The following is a 15,949-nucleotide window of genomic DNA, read 5'->3' on the forward strand; positions in this document are numbered from 1 at the left end:
GATTCCCCAATGACCGAGAACCATGACGCGATCGTCACGGACCCGAAGCCGGAGGAGACGGGAGGCTGCCCCGTCGCGCACGGGCGCGCCGCGCACCCGACCCAGGGCGGAGGAAACCGTCAGTGGTGGCCGGAGCGCCTCAACCTCAAGATCCTCGCCCAGAACCCCGTCGTGGGTAACCCGCTCGGTGCGGAGTTCGACTACGCCGAGGCGTTCCGGGGCCTTGACCTCGGCGCGGTCAAACAGGACATCGCCGAGGTACTGACCACGTCGCAGGACTGGTGGCCCGCCGACTTCGGGCACTACGGCCCGCTCATGATCCGTATGGCCTGGCACAGCGCCGGTACGTACCGCATCAGCGACGGGCGCGGTGGCGGCGGCACCGGTCAGCAGCGCTTCGCGCCCCTGAACAGCTGGCCGGACAACGGCAACCTCGACAAGGCTCGCCGGCTGCTGTGGCCGGTCAAGAAGAAGTACGGCCAGAGCCTGTCGTGGGCCGACCTCATGATCCTCACCGGCAACGTCGCCCTGGAGTCGATGGGCTTCGAGACCTTCGGCTTCGCCGGCGGCCGCGCCGACGTGTGGGAGCCCGACGAGGACGTCTACTGGGGCCCCGAGACCACCTGGCTCGCCGACGAGCGCTACACCGGCGACCGTGAGCTGGAGAACCCGCTCGGCGCCGTCCAGATGGGCCTCATCTACGTCAACCCCGAGGGCCCCAACGGCAACCCGGACCCGCTGGCCTCGGCCCGCGACATCCGTGAGACGTTCCGCCGGATGGCGATGAACGACGAGGAGACGGTCGCCCTGATCGCGGGCGGTCACACCTTCGGCAAGACCCACGGCGCGGGCCCGGCGGACAACGTCGGCGACGACCCCGAGGCCGCCTCGCTGGAGCAGCAGGGCCTCGGCTGGAAGAACACGTACGGCACCGGCAAGGGCGGCGACACCATCACCAGTGGCCTTGAGGTCACCTGGACGAGCACGCCCACCCAGTGGAGCAACAACTTCTTCAAGAACCTGTTCGAGTACGACTGGGAGCTGACGCAGAGTCCCGCCGGAGCCAACCAGTGGGTGGCGAAGGACGGCGCCGGCGCGGGCACCGTCCCCGACGCCCACGACTCGTCGAAGAGCCACGCCCCGACGATGCTGACGACCGACCTCGCGCTCCGGTTCGACCCGGCGTACGAGCCGATCGCGCGCCGCTTCTACGAGAACCCCGACCAGTTCGCGGACGCCTTCGCCCGTGCCTGGTACAAGCTGACCCACCGCGACCTGGGCCCGAAGTCGCTGTACCTCGGCCCGGAGGTCCCGGAGGAGACCCTGGTGTGGCAGGACCCGCTGCCGGCGGTGACGCACGAACTGGTCGACGCGGCGGACGTCGCCACTCTCAAGAGCCAGATCCTCGCCTCGGGCCTCACGGTCTCGGAGCTGGTGTCCACCGCGTGGGCGTCGGCCTCGTCCTTCCGCGGCAGCGACAAGCGCGGCGGCGCCAACGGTGCGCGCATCCGTCTGCAGCCGCAGAGCGGCTGGGAGGTCAACAACCCCGACCAGCTGGCGTCGGTACTGCGCACCCTTGAGGGCGTCAAGGATGCCTTCGACTCCGCCCAGGCCGGCGGCAAGCAGATCTCGCTGGCCGACCTGATCGTGCTCGCCGGTGCGGCGGGCGTGGAGAAGGCGGCCAAGGACGGCGGCCTCGACATCGAGGTTCCGTTCACGCCGGGCCGCGCCGACGCGACGCAGGAGCAGACGGACGTGGAGTCGTTCGCCGCGCTCGAACCGACCGCCGACGGGTTCCGCAACTACCTCGGCAAGGGCAACCGCCTGCCGGCCGAGTTCCTGCTGATCGACAAGGCGAACCTGCTGGGCCTGAGCGCCCCCGAGCTGACCGTCCTCGTCGGCGGCCTGCGCGTCCTCGGCGCGAACCACGGCCAGTCGGCGCACGGCGTCTTCACCGACACCCCGGGCACCCTGACGAACGACTTCTTCGTCAACCTCCTGGACCTGGGCACGACGTGGAGCTCGACCTCCGAGGACCAGACCGCCTTCGAGGGCCACGACGCCGCGGGCAAGGTCAAGTGGACCGGCACCCGTGCCGACCTCGTCTTCGGTTCGAACTCCGAGCTGCGCGCGCTCGCCGAGGTCTACGCGAGCGACGACGCGAAGGAGAAGTTCGTGAAGGACTTCGTCGCGGCCTGGGTCAAGGTCTCGAACGCGGACCGCTTCGACCTGGTCTAAGCATCTCGCTCACACAAGAATGACGTCCGGGTCGCTCCGCGAGGAGCGACCCGGACGTTGTCTTTCCAGCCTGCTCGAAGTCTTTCCAGCCTGCTCGAAGCACCTTTCGACACAGGCGTCCCGGGGTGGACCATCAGGTCCAGGTGGGCACGTGTCCCCCGGCGTAGCGGGCGCCGAAGCCGCCCAGGGGCAGGGTCTCGGCGATGGCCTTGAGGTCGGCGTCGGTGAGGGTGAGGTCGGCGGCGCCGGCGTTCTCCTCGATGCGCTTGGGGCTGCGGGTGCCGGGGATCGGCACGATGTGCTCGCCCCGGGTCAGGAGCCAGGCCAGGGCCAGCTGGGAAACGGTGGCACCCTTGGCCGCCGCGAGTTCGGCGAGCCGGTCGACGGCTTCGACGTTCTTCTCGAAGTTGCCCGGCTGCCAGCGCGGGTCGACGGTGCGGATGTCGGTGGCTTCGTACTGGCCGGCGGGCTTGGCGGTGCCGGTGATGAACCCGCGGCCGAGAGGTGAGTAGGCGACGAAGCCGATACCGAGTTCGTCCAGGGTGGGGAAGAGCTGCTCGACGTCCCGTTCGAACAGGGAGTACTCGGTCTGCAGGACGGAGACCGGCTGCACGGCGTGCGCCTTGCGGATCGTCTCGGGTCCGGCCTCGCTGAGGCCGAAGTACTTCACCTTGCCCGCGTCGATCAGTTCCTTGACGGTGCCCGCGACCTCCTCGATGGGCACCTCGGGGTCGACGCGGTGCTGGTAGAAGACGTCGATGTGATCCACACCGAGGTAGTGCAGGCTGTTGTCGGCGACCTTGCGGATGTTGTCGGGCCGGCTGTCGAGGGCGCCGCCGATCTGCTCGGGAGGCACGGACATGTCGACACCGAACTTGGTGGCCAGGACCACGTCGTCGCGGAAGTCCCTGACCGCCTTGCCGACCAGGATCTCGTTGGATCCGGTGCCCCAGCCGTACATCTCGGCGGTGTCGAAGAGGGTGACGCCCAAGTCGTGCGCGCGGCGGAGGGCGGCGACACCGGCCTCCTCGTCGGTGGGGCCGTAGGCCATCGTCAGGCCCATCGCCCCGTAGCCGATCGCCGAGACCTCAAGGCCCTGGCTTCCCAGTGTCCGGTGCTGCATGACGCACTCCTCTCAAGAGAGATAAATGAGTATTTGCGAATTGAAGGTACTTTATGGACGATTACGGACCGTTGCGTCAGTGCGCTGCGGCGGCCAGTCCGGCACTGCGGACGCGGGCCTGCTCGGCGACGCGTCGACCCAGGTGGCGCGCGGTGTTCAGGTCCGCGTCGTGGACCGCGGCGGTGTCGTTGAAGCTTTGCGCGCCGACGCCGAGGTAGAAGCCGAGGCGGTTGTCGTCCTGGGGGCTGGATGTGGTGGTGTTCCAGCCCGGCAGGAGGTTCAGGCTCACCCAGAGCATTCCGTGCTGGGCCGCCAGGAGCGAGAGGTACTGCAGGGTATGCAGCTTGTCGCCGCTCATGGAGCCGGAGTTGGTGAATCCCGCCGCGAGCTTGTCGCTCCAGGCACGGGTCATCCACCGCTTGCTGCTGGCCTCGGCGAAGGCATGGAACGCCGCCGACGCGGTGCCCATGTAGGTGGGGGTGCCGAAGACGATGGCGTCCGCGGCGTCCATCAGCTCCCAGTCGGCGTCACCGAGGGAGGCGACGTCCACGCGGTGGACGTGCGCCCCGGCGACGGAGCGCGCACCGTCGGCCACGGCCGTGGCGATCTGCTCGGTGTGGCCGTAGCCGGAGTGCGACGCGATGACGATCGAGAGATCGGACATGGATGTTCCTCTCCTGCCGCGATGGCGGCGTGTTCGGTGGTGGTCCCGACGGACGATGAGCCGCCCGCCGCGACGGTCGTCCGCACCGGGGTGTGGCGCATGCCCGGATGTCACGGGCAGCGTCGGCCACCACCAGCATGGATCGACGTTCCGGTTTCGAGCGTAACACCGATAGGGCGGTGCTACGCAAAATGAGATATCGTCGTTCCATGAACGAGGGACGACGCGCCGCGCGGCGCCAGGTGCTGCAGGTGGCCGCCCAGCTTTTGGAGGAGGGCGGCAGCGACGCGCTCTCCACGCGCGCTGTCGCCGCAGCAGCGGGCATCACGGCCCCCGCGCTGTACCGCATGTTCGACGACAAGGACGGGCTTCTGGCCGAGCTGGCCGCCTACGGGTTCGAGATGTACCTGGCCGAGAAACGGGAGGCACTGGCCCTGACCCCCGACAACCCCGTGGCAGACCTCTACCGCGGCTGGGACCTGCACGTCGACTTCGGAGTGCAGCACCCCGCGTTCTACATGCTCATGTACGGCACCGTGCAGCCCGGGCGGCGGCCCCCGGCCGCGGACGAGGCGCACGCCCTGCTGGTGGGACTGCTGAGCCGGGCGGCCGGCGCCGGACGCCTTCGCGTCCCGGTGGAGCAGGCGACCCGCGTCATCCACGCGGCGACAACGGGTGCCACGCTGGCGCTGATCGGCGAAGAGTCCTCGGAGCGGGACCTTTCCACTTCGTCACGGCTGCGGGACACCGTCATCGCCTCGGTCACCACGGACCCGCCCGCCTCATCCGGGTCCGACCTGGCCTCGCGCGCACTCGCCCTCGACGCCGCACTTCACACCGCGCTCACCACCGGGCCCCCGGCCGCGGGCACCGGGGTACCTCTGCGAGACACGGAGACGGCCCTGCTGCGCGAATGGCTTCAGCAACTGGCAGGCTGAACCGGCCAGCCCGCCTGGTCAGTCCTCCAACTGCCCTGCCCTGATCGCCGATACGAAGGAGTTCCATCCAGCAGCGGGGAACACGAGGACCGGGCCATGCGGAACCTTGCTGTCCCGTACGGGTATGACTGCGGCGGAGCCGTCAGAGACCTCGACGCACGCGCCACCGTCCTGGTTGCTGCAGCTGCTCCTGCACCCACATCGTGGCCACCCACCCCCGGACGCATTCTCGTAACGACCGGACTACGCAGCGTAATTCACGCAGTACAGCCGGGTCGTGAAATCAACGGAACCGCACACGGACGCGTCATGGGCCACGAGGGCCCGTACATCCAGCTCCGCCCGCTGGCCGGTGGTCGCGAATGGGACGCCGACCCCGACCGCATCCGCATCCTCACGCCGGACGAGCTGCCGAGCGCCCTCCTCGCCGAAGTGAACGCCCGCAGCAGACAGCCCGGATGACGGCACCGCCGGTATTTTCCGACCGCAGCCGAAAGCGGCGTCACCTGCGGGATGAGCCTTACTCAAGGGTGTGGTGGTTGAGGACCTGGTCGGCGGTCTGGTGGAGGGGCTGGGCGTGACTGAAGGCGTGGGCCCGCATGCGGGCCAGGGCGTCTTCCGGAGGGGACTGGTACATCTCGGCGAGGACGCCGGCGGCCAAGTGGACGCTGGGCGGGTAGCCCTGCGGACCGGACCTGACAGGGCGTCGTCCGGCAGTCAGCAGGTGGGGGTGTTCGTCAAGGGCGAGCAGGGCGATGATGCGGGCATAGGCGCCGGCCCTGGACTTGTGCCGGTCGCTGAGGAGGCCGGGAGCCGCACGGTAGAGGTCCACCGCGCCGATACGCAGGTGGCCGGTGGCCAGGGGAAGGGCTGTCACGGAGCGCAGCTGTTGGTCGGCGGCGGCTTGGGTGTACGCCGGCCACCGGCTGAACGCCCGGTGCAGGTCCGCCTCTTCGATCAGCACGCGCTGCACGTAGGCGTCGGTACAGGGGCCTTCTCCGGTGATGAGCTGGGCGTCCTCCATACGACGGGCACGCTCGTCCGTGGCGTACCCCATGAAGCGCAGTTCACCGGTGACGACCAGACTCACGCCGAGGCAGTCGACGTCCAGATCCCCCGCGCAGGCTTGGGCAACTGCGGCGAGGGTGACGCCGCCTTCGGCTGCGCCGATCCGGCGCCATGCGGCGGCGTGGTCGTCGTCATCCATGGAGTGCCTCGGTTGGAGCTGGTGAGAAGCGGGACGCTGGGATCAGGGCCTGTCCGGGGTGGTCCGGACGTTCCGGTGAGGGTCAGGGGCGCTGGATGCCGTCGGTGTCGAGTTGCCCGTCGACGAGCTGGCGGCTCAACTGGGTCAGGCCCAGCCGGTGGGATCGGGCGTGGCCGCGCAGGGCGTCGAAGGCCGCGTCGACGCCGGTTTCCCAGCGTTCGGCGAGGATCCCCTTGGCCTGCTCGATCACGATGCGGCTGGTCAACGCCGCCTGCATCTGGGCGCGTTGCTGGTTGGCGTGGGCGATGGTGCGGTGCTGCAGGATGGCGATGGTCGCCACGTCCGCGAGCGCCTGCGCGACCCGCGCGTCGGCAGGCGAAAGGTTCTGCGCACGGGAGTCGAAGAGGTTCAGCGCGCCGATGACGTCTTCGCGCAGACGCATCGGCAGCGCGTGGGTGATGAGGAAACCGGCCTTGCGGGCCCGGGACGCGAAGACCGGGAAGGGACCGGTCTGCGCGGGCGAGGCGAGGTCGATGTTCAGCCGGACCATGCCATTGCGGTGGCACTCCACGCACGGGCCCTCGTCGTGCTGGAGGGCGAAGAGCTCCAGCAGGCGGGTGTGCTCGTCGGAGGCGGCGATCAACTGCAGGTTGCCGCCGGGGTCCTCAAGCATGACACCCACCGCCGCCACGTCGAGCAGTTCGGTGCAGCGATCGCACAGGGTGTGCAGGAAATCGATCAGGTCGAAGTCGTCGACGAGCGTGTCGACCGCGTCGATCACGGCCGCCAGCAGGCGTTCTTCTCGAGTCATGGCCCTTCAGTCCCTCCGCCGGCCATACGCGCCCGGCTCGTCTCCATCGTCATGGCGAAAGTTCATCCGCCGCGCCACCACGTCCTCGGCGACCTCGATCAACGGCCTGCCCCGCCGGAAGGCGTGGGCCCGCAGCCGGATCAGCGCCTCCGCCGGGGACACGCCCGCCTGCACACTGATCATCCCGGCGGCTTGGTGCACGGCGGCCCGGTAGAAGTGCGAGCCGCCGTCGGCAGTTGCGAAGGCGTCCCACTGCCCACCGTCCTGTACGAGGGCCGCGGTCAGAGCGTTCGTGACGATCCATGCGTCGGCCAGCGGCAGACCCTCCAGCGGGCCCGGCCTGGCACGCTGCAAAGTCATGACACCCAAGCAGGTTCTACCCACTTGGAGAGGCAGACAGAACACCGCTCTGATCCTCAGCGACAGAGCTTCGGGTAACAGGGCAGGCCACCGGCCCGCAGGCTCGCGCGTCAGGTCGGGCACCGAAACGGCCTCCCCCGAGACAGCGGCCTCCGGGCCCGGCCCTTCGCCGAGCGTGAATTGCAGGTCCTCCAGCCGCGTACTGGCGCCGGGGGTGGACCAGAGCAATTCGTTGGAGCCGCCGCCGACTGTCACAGAGACGGCCACACCGTCGACGTCCAGCGCACGAGCGCACCGCACCGCATCCGCGCCCACCAGACGCCCAGAGCCCGGCGTTGGACGCAAATTCGCCAATACGGCGGCAAGGTCGTTCTCAGAAACCATGGCCCGTCACCTCCCGCCTGGCCGAAACCGCCCAGGAAAGCGGTTCGCCCAGTCCATTGGGGCACGGATCATTGAGACCATGGACCAGGGTCAGAATACATCCAGGAGTGTAACGTTGTGAGAATAAGCTGCCCGCACCCGAGGGATGGTTTCGTCTCGTACGACAACCCTGACATTAGCTTCCGATCATGGGCGGCATCGGCAGTAGGTGCCAAAGATCGGAATGCGCAGTCATGCGCACACTTTTGGGCACGCGCCCAGTTCGCGACTCCTCCGTCTGCTCGCCGTGATGGCCCCCTGGGCGGCAGCCGTCGAACTCGCCGCCCTCCACCTCGACCGACCTGACCCGGCAGGCAGCCTCACGCAAGCGTGCAGGGCCGCTCTGAGCCAGTCCTTGTCGGTGGGTCTGACACTGGCTGCGGACGCCGCCTTGGCACAGCGGGTCTCCCTGGGCGCCGACGGCCCGCTGGCCGCCAGAGGAGAAGCCCTGCAGATCAATCTGGGGGAAGGCCCCTGCGTCCAGTCCCTGAGCGATCTCAAGCCCGTCCTCGCCCCCGACCTCGACGACACGAGCGTCACCGGCGCCTGGCCTCTTTTCGCCGAACAGGCCCGCGCTCACGGCATCCGGGCCGTCTTCGCGCTCCCCGTCGCCCGCGCCGACCCGGCCGGCCCGCAGCCAGGGCTCGTGCTGTCCGTTTACCGCGACCGGCCCGGCCCCCTGCCCGAAGCGGACGTGAAGACCGCCCGCGCCCACGTACACGCTGCCGAACTTCTCCTGCTGGCCGTTTCCACCTCTGCCGAGGACGACGCCGCCGACGCCTGGCTACTACCGACCGATGCCGTGGTCCACCAGGCCATCGGCATGATCAGCTACCGCCACACCGTCACTGCCAGTCAGGCTCTGGCCCTGCTGCGGGCCCATGCTCACACCCACCAAACGGATCTGATCGACCTTGCCCAGGCCATCGTTCACCACGGTCTGCGCCTGCCTGAGCCACCCCCACCGGCCTCGCCCGGCCCCTGAAGCCCGGCGGCCGATCACCAGCCCCGGTGCTCACCGCGCTGCCGTCCTTCTCGCATGGAGACTTCAGAGCGAGCGTGTCTCCGGCAGGGACGTCAGCACCTGTTGGACGAGGAGATCGAACTGTTCGACGATGCCGGTGGCATCAGGGGCGGCATACTGTTCCACGAGCACCTCGCCCTTCGCGGGGAGGAAAGCGACCGACGCGGATGAGCGGCTCCGCTACGCCGGAGGCACAGCAGGCTCGGGTCGCCCTCGGCGAAATTCGAACGCAGCGCTGAGAAACCTCAGGGAGTTGACATCCCCAACGGGCGGATCAGTCCACTTTCATAGGCGAGAATGGTCGCCTGCACGCGATCCCGGCAACTCAACTTGTTGAGTACCGCGCTTACATGGACTTTCACCGTGCCCAAGGCCAGCCCCAGGCGTTCTCCGATTTCCGCATTGCTCAGGCCCGTGGCCACCAGAGTCATGATCTCGCGTTCGCGATGGGTGAGGCTGTTCAGGGCTCCGCTGACCTCCGGAGCCACCGGGGCTCCGTGGGCGAAGGCCGCTATCAGGCGTCCCGTGACCGCGGGTGCGAGGACTCCGTCACCGGAGACGACAACTCTTATCGCCGTCAGAAGAGCCTTCGGCTCGGAATCCTTGAGCAGGAAACCGGAGGATCCGGCACGCAGAGCTTCGCCCTCAATGGCATCGCAGCCGCCCTCTACGACAGGGAGACGGGCTGGACGGTACTCAGGGACGGGCTGTCCATGGCCGCCAAGGGGGACGGCAGCGTGCTGCTGTACCTCTCCGAAGGCCTCAACGGCCGCTCCGACGACGGGTACTCCAACCCCAATTCCGCCTTCACTGCCGTGAGCTGCGCCGATTAGACGGATCGCTTCACTCTCGTGACGGACGTCCAGCCGCGGGTCAGGCACCCTTTGCGAGGGGCTCCAGAATCGCCACGCACTCAACATGATGCGTCATCGGAAACAGGTCGAACGCCCGCAGCGTCCGCACCCGGTACCCGCCCTCCCTGAAGTACGCCAGGTCCCGCGCCAGCGCCGCCGGATCGCAGGCGACGTACGCGATCTTGCGGGCGCCCAGCGAGGACAGGTGCTGGACCGTCTTCTTGCCCGCGCCCGCCCGCGGCGGGTCCAGGACGATGAGGTCGACCTCGGTGATGCCGGTGCGCGGCAGGACCGCCTCGACCTTGCCCTGTTCGATGCGGACGCGGTCGAACGCGGCGAGGTTGTGCTTGGCGTCCTCCACCGCGCGCTTGCCGGACTCGATGCCGAGGACCGCGCCCTTGTCACCGAGGCGGTCGGCGAGGGCGCCGGCGAAGAGGCCGACGCCGCAGTACAGGTCGAGCGCCATGTCGCCCTTGCGCGGCAGGAGTCCCTGCATGACGGCCTTGACCAGCGTGTCGGCCGCCATCGGGTGGGCCTGCCAGAAGCCGCCGCTGCCGACGCGGTGCGTACGGCCGTCGGCGCGCTCGCGGACGAACGCTCGGCCGTGGACCCGGTGGATGCCTCCGTCGTGCTCCTCTACGCGCATGACGGAGACGGGCTTGTCGAGTTCGACGAGGGGGAGGCGCGCGCCGGGCCTCGGTTCGAGGATCACCATGCGGTCCTGCGAACCCGTCGCCGCGATCGCCTCGACGGACTCCATGCCGGACCAGTCGTGCTTCTCGATGCCCAGCTCGGAGACTCCAGGGGCGGCGATCATGCAGTGCTCGATCGGCTCGACCTCGTGCGAACGGTGGCGGCGCAGACCGGCGTTGCCGTCCTCGTCGACCGCGTACTGCATGCGCGTACGCCAGGCGGGCACCTCACCGGCGGGCAGCTTGTCGCCCTCGGCCGGAATCACCGTGCCGTCCCAGCCGGCCTCCTCAGGAGTGAGGCCCGCGAGCCGCTGGAGCTGCTCGGCGACGACCTCGCCCTTCAGCCGCCGCTGCGCACCCGGCTTGGCGTGCTGCCAGTCGCAGCCGCCGCAGCGCCCGGGGCCGGCGTAGGGGCACGGGGCCTCGACACGGTCCTTGGAAGGCTCCAGGATCTCGACCGCGTCGGCGCGCAGGAAGCGCGAGTCCTCCTCGCCGTCCGTCACCCGCACCACGACCCGCTCGCCGGGCAGCGCGTGCCGTACGAAGAGAACCTGGCCGGCGTCGGTACGGGAGATGCAGTGCCCGCCGTGCGCGACGGGGCCGATCTCGACCTCGTACTGCTGCCCCACGAGCGACCCCGCCGGCGTTTTCTTCGGTTCTGCCTGCATGGCGGGGTGACTCCAGATGCGAAAAGGGGAACGGCCGGACAACAGCCCACCAGTCTACGCGGACGTCGCGCAACCGCTCACCACAAGCCCGTCGGCCTGCCCTGTCGTCCGCGGCTCGCCGATTCCGGAAGGCGGCCCCGGCAGGCGGCCCCCGCAGGCGGGTACTCCCCCTGCCGGAGCCGGAGCCCTCAGCGCTTCGAGGACGGGGAGTCCTTCGGGCGGTGCTCCGCCGGACCGCGCCGCACCGAGCCCGGGGCGGTCCACTCCGAGCGCCTGCGGGCCCGCTTCTTGGCCACCTCGGAGGACTCCAGCTGGTAGGGCACGGACGTCACCATCACCCCCGGCGTGAACAGCAGGCGCCCCTTGAGACGCAGCGCGCTCTGGTTGTGCAGCAGGTGCTCGTACCAGTGGCCGACCACATACTCGGGGATGATCACCGACACCACGTCGCGCGGGGACTCGCGGCGCAGCCCCTTCACGTACTCGATGACCGGCCGGGTGATTTCGCGGTACGGCGAGTCGAGGACCTTCAGCGGCACGGTGAAGCCGCGCCGCTCCCACTCGTCCCGCAGAGCCTTCGTCTCGTCCGGGTCGACGTTGACGCTGAGCGCCTCCAGGGTGTCGGAGCGCATCAGCTTGGCGTAGGCGAGGGCGCGCAGCGCCGGCCGGTGGATCCTGGAGACCAGGACGACGGAGTGCACGCGGGAGGGGCGCACGCTGTCGTCGGACGGGCCCTCGGGCGCGGCGATCTCCTCGGCCACCCGGTCGTAGTGCTTCCGGATCGCGGACATCGTCGCGTAGAAGATCACCATGCCCAGCAGGGCGACCCAGGCCCCGTGCGTGAACTTGGTGCCGAGCACGACGACCAGGACCAGCCCGGTGAAGAAGGCCCCGAACGTGTTGATGGCGCGGGAGCGGACCATGTGGCGGCGCTTGGCCGGGTCCCTCTCGGTGGCCAGGTGGCGGTTCCAGTGCCGGACCATGCCGGTCTGGCTCAGTGTGAAGGACACGAACACACCGACGATGTAGAGCTGGATGAGGCGGGTCGAGTCGGCGCCGTAGATCCAGATCAGCAGGATGGCCGCGCCGGCGAGCAGCACGATGCCGTTGGAGAACGCGAGGCGGTCGCCGCGGGTGTGCAGCTGGCGCGGCAGGTACCGGTCCTGGGCGAGGATCGAACCGAGCAGCGGGAACCCGTTGTACGCGGTGTTCGCGGCCAGGAAGAGGACGAGCGCGGTGGCCGCCGCGAGCACCATGAACAGGAGGCTGCCGTGGCCGAACACGGCCTCGGCGACCTGGGAGATCACCGGGTTCTGGACGTAGTCGGAGCCGACCGCGACACCGTTCTGGAGCAGGTCGTGCGCGGGGTTCTCGGCCATGCGGACGTTCGTCGACATGGCCAGGGCGATGATGCCGCAGAACATGGTGACGGCGAGCAGGCCCATCGCCGCGAGCGTGGTCGCCGCGTTCTTGGACTTGGGCTTTCGGAAGGCCGGGACGCCGTTGGAGATCGCCTCGACGCCGGTGAGCGCCGCACAGCCGGAGGAGAAGGCCCGCAGCAGCAGGAAGACGAGGGCGAAGCCCGCGAGCCCCTGGTGCTCGGCCTTGATCTCGAAGTCCGCGGTCGGTGCCTTCATGGTGTCGCCGAGGACGATCCCGCGGAACGCGCCCCACGCGATCATCAGAAAGACGCCCGTCACGAACACGTACGTCGGGATCGCGAAGAGCTTTCCCGACTCCTTGACCCCGCGCAGGTTCATCAGGGTGAGCAGCACGATCACGGCGACCGCGCACAGGACCTTGTGCTCGACGACGAACGGGATCGCCGAGCCGAGGTTCTCGATGCCCGACGCGATCGACACGGCGACGGTGAGGACGTAGTCCACGAGGAGCGCGCTGGCGACGGTGAGACCGGCCTTGGGGCCGAGGTTGGTGGTGGCCACCTCGTAGTCACCGCCGCCGCTGGGGTAGGCGTGCACGTTCTGCCGGTAGGAGGCCACGACGGTGAACATCAGCACGACGACCGCGACGGCGATCCAGGGGCTGAAGTGGTAGGCCGACACGCCCGCGATGGACAGGACGAGCAGCACTTCTCCCGGCGCGTACGCCACGGAGGAGAGCGGGTCGGAAGCGAAAACGGGGAGTGCGATGCGCTTCGGCAGGAGTGTCTCCCCCAGCCGGTCACTGCGCAGTGCGCGCCCGATCAGGATCCGTTTGGGCACGTCGGTCAGTTTGGACACGGTGAGGATCGTAAGCGGTCGAACACGCCCCCGCCCACCCTCCCCCGCCTGCCGCGGCGTCCGATCGGGATGTTCCGTGACCGCGATCCGCTGTCGATCCGCCCTCGATCTGCTCTACGAGTGAAATCCGGCGCGGGCTCGCCTATGGATTCCCTGACCGGGCGAACCCCCATGCCTATATGAAAAAAGCCAAAACTTTGCCGCCCTTTGCCAATTCATGGAGGTTCCATGCATGCCACCGCTGAACTCATCGGCGCCGCCGCGGGACTTGTCGGCCTCGGAATTCTGACCCTCGTCAGCGTGCGCAGCATCAGCCGCCGCTGATCTCCGGCAAGCTGATCGCCGTCACGTCGTGGGCGGAGGTGCACGGGGGTGCCGCCGACGGACGGCGCGTGTGTAGCTTGGGCGTCGGTCTGAGACCCTGTTTTCAGCCTGAGCAGTACTTTTCACACCGGAAGGACGGTCGTGCACATCGTCATCATGGGCTGCGGGAGAGTGGGTTCCGCTCTTGCCCAGACCCTGGAGCAACAGGGGCACACGGTCGCCGTGATCGACCAGGACCCCACCGCCTTCCGACGACTGGGCTCCGGGTTCGGCGGCCGTCGTGTCACCGGCGTCGGCTTCGACCAGGACACTCTGCGCGAGGCGGGCGTCGAGGAGGCCGGCGCCTTCGCCGCCGTCTCCAGCGGCGACAACTCGAACATCATCGCCGCCCGGGTCGCCCGCGAGATGTTCGGCATCGAGAACGTGGCGGCACGTATCTACGACCCGCGCCGTGCCGAGGTCTACCAGCGCCTGGGTATCCCCACCGTCGCCACCGTCCGCTGGACGGCCGACCAGATGCTGCGCCGGCTGCTGCCGTCGGGCGCCGAGCCACTGTGGCGCGACCCCACCGGCGGGGTACAGCTCGCCGAGGTGCACGCGTCCACGGCGTGGGTGGGCCAGCGCATCAGCCGGCTCCAGGAGGAGACCGGAGTACGCGTGGCTTTCCTGACCCGGCTGGGCGAGGCGGTTCTGCCCACCTCGCAGACGGTGCTGCAGGAGGGCGACCTGGTGCACGTGATGATGCGCACCGTCGACATCGAGAAGGTCGAGGCGTCGTTCGCCGAGGGCCCCGAAGAGGAGAGCGGTCACTGATGAGGGTCGCCATTGCCGGTGCCGGCGCCGTGGGCCGCTCGATCGCGGGTGAGCTCCTGGAGAACGGGCACGAGATCCTGCTGATCGACAAGGCGCCGACCGCCATCTCGGTCGAGCGCGTCCCGATGGCGGAGTGGCTGCTCGCCGACGCCTGCGAGATCACGTCCCTGGACGAGGCGGCGCTCCAGCGCTGCAACGTGGTGATCGCGGCCACGGGAGACGACAAGGTCAACCTCGTCGTCTCCCTGCTGGCCAAGACCGAGTACGGGGTCCCGCGGGTCGTCGCCCGCGTCAACAACCCCAAGAACGAGTGGCTGTTCAACGAGTCGTGGGGCGTGGACGTCGCCGTCTCGACCCCGCGTCTGATGTCGGCCCTGGTCGAGGAGGCGGTGAGCGTCGGTGACCTGGTCCGCCTGCTCCGCTTCAGCCACGGCGACGCCAACCTCGTGGAGTTGACCCTGCCGCCGGAGTCCGCTCTCGCCGGTACTCAGGTAGGCGACGTGGCCTGGCCCGAGGACACCTCGCTCGTCACCATCATCCGCGGCACGCGCGTGCTCACCCCGACCCGGGAGGACTCCCTGGAGGCCGGCGACGAGCTGCTGTTCGTGGCGGCACAAGCCCGCGAGGAACAGCTGGAGGACCTGCTCTCGGTACGCCGGGAGGGTACGACGGGCTGATTGCCCGGGGTACGAGAAGGGGGCGCCCCGGAAAACTCGGGGCGCCCCCTTCTCATACCGTCCGGCGTTCGAGGACGAGGCCGTTCAGGCAATCAGGCGTTCAGGCGAAGCGGGGGGTCTGAGGGCGGCAGCCCCCAGCGGCCCGCACAAGCACCCGGTGCCTAATCAACAGACCTTGCCGCGGCTTCCCGCTGTTTCTCGGCCTTCTCCTGCGCCTCCATCTCGGCGAAGACATCGATCGGCGGCGGCGCCTTCGCCAGGAAGACCCAGGTGAGCCAGACCGCGAGCAGGAAGGGCGGGATCTTCAGGGCGATCAGGACCCAGCCGAACTGGGTGGTGTCGGCCCACCAGTAGAGCGGGAAGAGGATCGCGCACTTGGCGAGGAGGATCAGGCCCCAGGCGTAACTGGCCTTGGCGTACGCCTTCTTGCGGCCCGGGTTGCGCGTGCGCCAGGAGAGGTTCTCCTTGAAGACCGGGCCGAGGATCAGACCGATCAGGGGGACTCCGGCAAGGGTCGTGATGAGGTAGGCGAGGGCCAGGCCGAGCGTGTAGAGCATGCCCGGCAGGTAGAAGTCCTTCGCGTTGCCCGTCATCATCGCGAAGACCACACCGAAGGCGACACCGAAGACGCCGCTGAACGCGTGCTTGACGGTGTCCTTCATGACCAGGCGGACCACGACGAGCAGGATCGAGACACCGAGGGCCGCGATGGCCGCCGAGTGCAGGTCCTTGTTGATCGTGAAGATCGTGACGAAGAGCAGGCCCGGCAGGACCGTCTCGATCATGCCCCGCAGGCCGCCGAACGCCTCGAAGAGGGCGGCTTCGGTCACCGCCCGCGAATCCTGCGCATCCCGCTGGGCGTCTTCGGTCGGCTTGTCGAGCGACGTCACCGG

The 15,949-nt window shown here is 69.0% G+C and carries 16 protein-coding genes and 1 pseudogene; 7 read left to right on the forward strand and 10 right to left on the reverse strand.

The window, feature by feature from the left end; genetic code table 11:
• Nucleotides 1–9: 9 nt before the first annotated feature.
• Complete coding sequence (gene katG / locus AB0D14_RS24240) at nucleotides 10–2,238, forward strand: catalase/peroxidase HPI (RefSeq protein WP_362782426.1); 2,229 nt, start codon at nucleotides 10–12, stop codon at nucleotides 2,236–2,238.
• A gap of 133 nt (nucleotides 2,239–2,371) precedes the next feature.
• Here the strand turns inward: katG and AB0D14_RS24245 are convergent, their stop codons facing one another.
• Both AB0D14_RS24245 and AB0D14_RS24250 read right to left on the reverse strand, forming a co-directional pair.
• Nucleotides 2,372–3,361 carry an aldo/keto reductase gene (locus AB0D14_RS24245; protein ID WP_362782427.1) on the reverse strand — a complete coding sequence of 330 codons (990 nt, stop codon included), beginning with the start codon at nucleotides 3,359–3,361 and terminating at the stop codon, nucleotides 2,372–2,374.
• 76 nt (nucleotides 3,362–3,437) lie between these two features.
• The gene (locus tag AB0D14_RS24250; RefSeq protein WP_362782430.1) at nucleotides 3,438–4,025 is read right to left on the reverse strand and encodes a flavodoxin family protein; all 588 of its coding nucleotides are present in this window, start codon (nucleotides 4,023–4,025) and stop codon (nucleotides 3,438–3,440) included.
• 209 nt (nucleotides 4,026–4,234) lie between these two features.
• On the opposite strand from AB0D14_RS24250, the gene AB0D14_RS24255 reads away from it, so the two are divergent.
• Nucleotides 4,235–4,963 (forward strand): TetR/AcrR family transcriptional regulator, encoded by a 729-nt coding sequence (locus tag AB0D14_RS24255; protein ID WP_362782432.1) that lies wholly within the window; start codon nucleotides 4,235–4,237, stop codon nucleotides 4,961–4,963.
• 18 nt (nucleotides 4,964–4,981) lie between these two features.
• On the opposite strand, the pseudogene AB0D14_RS24260 reads toward AB0D14_RS24255, so the two are convergent.
• Nucleotides 4,982–5,155: pseudogene (locus tag AB0D14_RS24260) on the reverse strand (DUF397 domain-containing protein); the annotation flags it as partial.
• A 117-nt stretch (nucleotides 5,156–5,272) separates the two neighbouring features.
• Here AB0D14_RS24260 and AB0D14_RS24265 point away from each other — a divergent pair.
• Nucleotides 5,273–5,425 (forward strand): hypothetical protein, encoded by a 153-nt coding sequence (locus tag AB0D14_RS24265; RefSeq protein ID WP_362782435.1) that lies wholly within the window; start codon nucleotides 5,273–5,275, stop codon nucleotides 5,423–5,425.
• Nucleotides 5,426–5,483: 58 nt separating this feature from the next.
• Here the strand turns inward: AB0D14_RS24265 and AB0D14_RS24270 are convergent, their stop codons facing one another.
• The 3 genes from AB0D14_RS24270 to AB0D14_RS24280 form a co-directional block, all read right to left on the reverse strand.
• Nucleotides 5,484–6,170 carry an ANTAR domain-containing protein gene (locus AB0D14_RS24270; protein ID WP_362782437.1) on the reverse strand — a complete coding sequence of 229 codons (687 nt, stop codon included), beginning with the start codon at nucleotides 6,168–6,170 and terminating at the stop codon, nucleotides 5,484–5,486.
• 82 nt (nucleotides 6,171–6,252) lie between these two features.
• Nucleotides 6,253–6,981 carry a GAF and ANTAR domain-containing protein gene (locus AB0D14_RS24275; RefSeq protein WP_362782439.1) on the reverse strand — a complete coding sequence of 243 codons (729 nt, stop codon included), beginning with the start codon at nucleotides 6,979–6,981 and terminating at the stop codon, nucleotides 6,253–6,255.
• 6 nt (nucleotides 6,982–6,987) lie between these two features.
• Nucleotides 6,988–7,725 (reverse strand): GAF and ANTAR domain-containing protein, encoded by a 738-nt coding sequence (locus AB0D14_RS24280; protein ID WP_362782441.1) that lies wholly within the window; start codon nucleotides 7,723–7,725, stop codon nucleotides 6,988–6,990.
• 289 nt (nucleotides 7,726–8,014) lie between these two features.
• Here AB0D14_RS24280 and AB0D14_RS24285 point away from each other — a divergent pair, with 289 nt between their 5' ends.
• A complete protein-coding gene (locus AB0D14_RS24285; RefSeq protein ID WP_362782443.1) occupies nucleotides 8,015–8,749 on the forward strand; it encodes an ANTAR domain-containing protein in 735 nt (244 codons plus the stop codon).
• Nucleotides 8,750–9,033: 284 nt separating this feature from the next.
• Here AB0D14_RS24285 and AB0D14_RS24290 read toward each other — a convergent pair whose 3' ends face one another.
• Nucleotides 9,034–9,276: a LuxR C-terminal-related transcriptional regulator gene (locus AB0D14_RS24290; protein ID WP_362782446.1), complete on the reverse strand. Its 243-nt coding sequence runs from the start codon at nucleotides 9,274–9,276 to the stop codon at nucleotides 9,034–9,036.
• A 9-nt stretch (nucleotides 9,277–9,285) separates the two neighbouring features.
• Here AB0D14_RS24290 and AB0D14_RS24295 point away from each other — a divergent pair, with 9 nt between their 5' ends.
• Nucleotides 9,286–9,621, forward strand: coding sequence for a hypothetical protein (locus AB0D14_RS24295; RefSeq protein WP_362782448.1), 336 nt, complete (start codon nucleotides 9,286–9,288; stop codon nucleotides 9,619–9,621).
• Between the two features lie 40 nt (nucleotides 9,622–9,661).
• Here AB0D14_RS24295 and AB0D14_RS24300 read toward each other — a convergent pair whose 3' ends face one another.
• Entirely contained in the window at nucleotides 9,662–11,002 is a 1,341-nt protein-coding gene (locus AB0D14_RS24300) for a class I SAM-dependent RNA methyltransferase (RefSeq protein WP_362782451.1), read from the reverse strand.
• A gap of 188 nt (nucleotides 11,003–11,190) precedes the next feature.
• A complete protein-coding gene (locus AB0D14_RS24305; RefSeq protein ID WP_362782454.1) occupies nucleotides 11,191–13,242 on the reverse strand; it encodes an APC family permease in 2,052 nt (683 codons plus the stop codon).
• A 465-nt stretch (nucleotides 13,243–13,707) separates the two neighbouring features.
• Here AB0D14_RS24305 and AB0D14_RS24310 point away from each other — a divergent pair, with 465 nt between their 5' ends.
• Together AB0D14_RS24310 and AB0D14_RS24315 are read left to right on the forward strand one after the other, a co-directional pair.
• Nucleotides 13,708–14,379, forward strand: a complete 672-nt coding sequence (locus tag AB0D14_RS24310; RefSeq protein WP_362782457.1) for a TrkA family potassium uptake protein — start codon at nucleotides 13,708–13,710, stop codon at nucleotides 14,377–14,379.
• Nucleotides 14,379–15,056 (forward strand): TrkA family potassium uptake protein, encoded by a 678-nt coding sequence (locus AB0D14_RS24315; RefSeq protein ID WP_362782460.1) that lies wholly within the window; start codon nucleotides 14,379–14,381, stop codon nucleotides 15,054–15,056. Before AB0D14_RS24310 ends, AB0D14_RS24315 begins: the two co-directional genes overlap by 1 nt.
• A gap of 161 nt (nucleotides 15,057–15,217) precedes the next feature.
• Here the strand turns inward: AB0D14_RS24315 and AB0D14_RS24320 are convergent, their stop codons facing one another.
• Complete coding sequence (locus AB0D14_RS24320) at nucleotides 15,218–15,946, reverse strand: DUF3159 domain-containing protein (protein ID WP_362782462.1); 729 nt, start codon at nucleotides 15,944–15,946, stop codon at nucleotides 15,218–15,220.
• Nucleotides 15,947–15,949 lie beyond the last annotated feature (3 nt).

It is taken from the genome of Streptomyces sp. NPDC048484 (assembly GCF_040651415.1).
In the GTDB taxonomy this organism is placed as follows: Bacteria; Actinomycetota; Actinomycetes; order Streptomycetales; family Streptomycetaceae; genus Streptomyces.

Bases quoted from the DNA above. Each gene is read 5' to 3' on its own strand.
- AB0D14_RS24255 (WP_362782432.1), top strand. From the start codon at position 4,235: ATGAACGAGGGACGACGCGCCGCGCGGCGCCAGGTGCTGCAGGTGGCC.
- AB0D14_RS24270 (WP_362782437.1), bottom strand. From the start codon at position 6,170: ATGGATGACGACGACCACGCCGCCGCATGGCGCCGGATCGGCGCAGCC.
- AB0D14_RS24300 (WP_362782451.1), bottom strand. From the start codon at position 11,002: ATGCAGGCAGAACCGAAGAAAACGCCGGCGGGGTCGCTCGTGGGGCAG.
- AB0D14_RS24280 (WP_362782441.1), bottom strand. From the start codon at position 7,725: ATGGTTTCTGAGAACGACCTTGCCGCCGTATTGGCGAATTTGCGTCCA.
- AB0D14_RS24250 (WP_362782430.1), bottom strand. From the start codon at position 4,025: ATGTCCGATCTCTCGATCGTCATCGCGTCGCACTCCGGCTACGGCCAC.
- AB0D14_RS24285 (WP_362782443.1), top strand. From the start codon at position 8,015: ATGGCCCCCTGGGCGGCAGCCGTCGAACTCGCCGCCCTCCACCTCGAC.
- AB0D14_RS24245 (WP_362782427.1), bottom strand. From the start codon at position 3,361: ATGCAGCACCGGACACTGGGAAGCCAGGGCCTTGAGGTCTCGGCGATC.
- AB0D14_RS24275 (WP_362782439.1), bottom strand. From the start codon at position 6,981: ATGACTCGAGAAGAACGCCTGCTGGCGGCCGTGATCGACGCGGTCGAC.
- AB0D14_RS24265 (WP_362782435.1), top strand. From the start codon at position 5,273: ATGGGCCACGAGGGCCCGTACATCCAGCTCCGCCCGCTGGCCGGTGGT.
- katG (WP_362782426.1), top strand. From the start codon at position 10: ATGACCGAGAACCATGACGCGATCGTCACGGACCCGAAGCCGGAGGAG.
- AB0D14_RS24315 (WP_362782460.1), top strand. From the start codon at position 14,379: ATGAGGGTCGCCATTGCCGGTGCCGGCGCCGTGGGCCGCTCGATCGCG.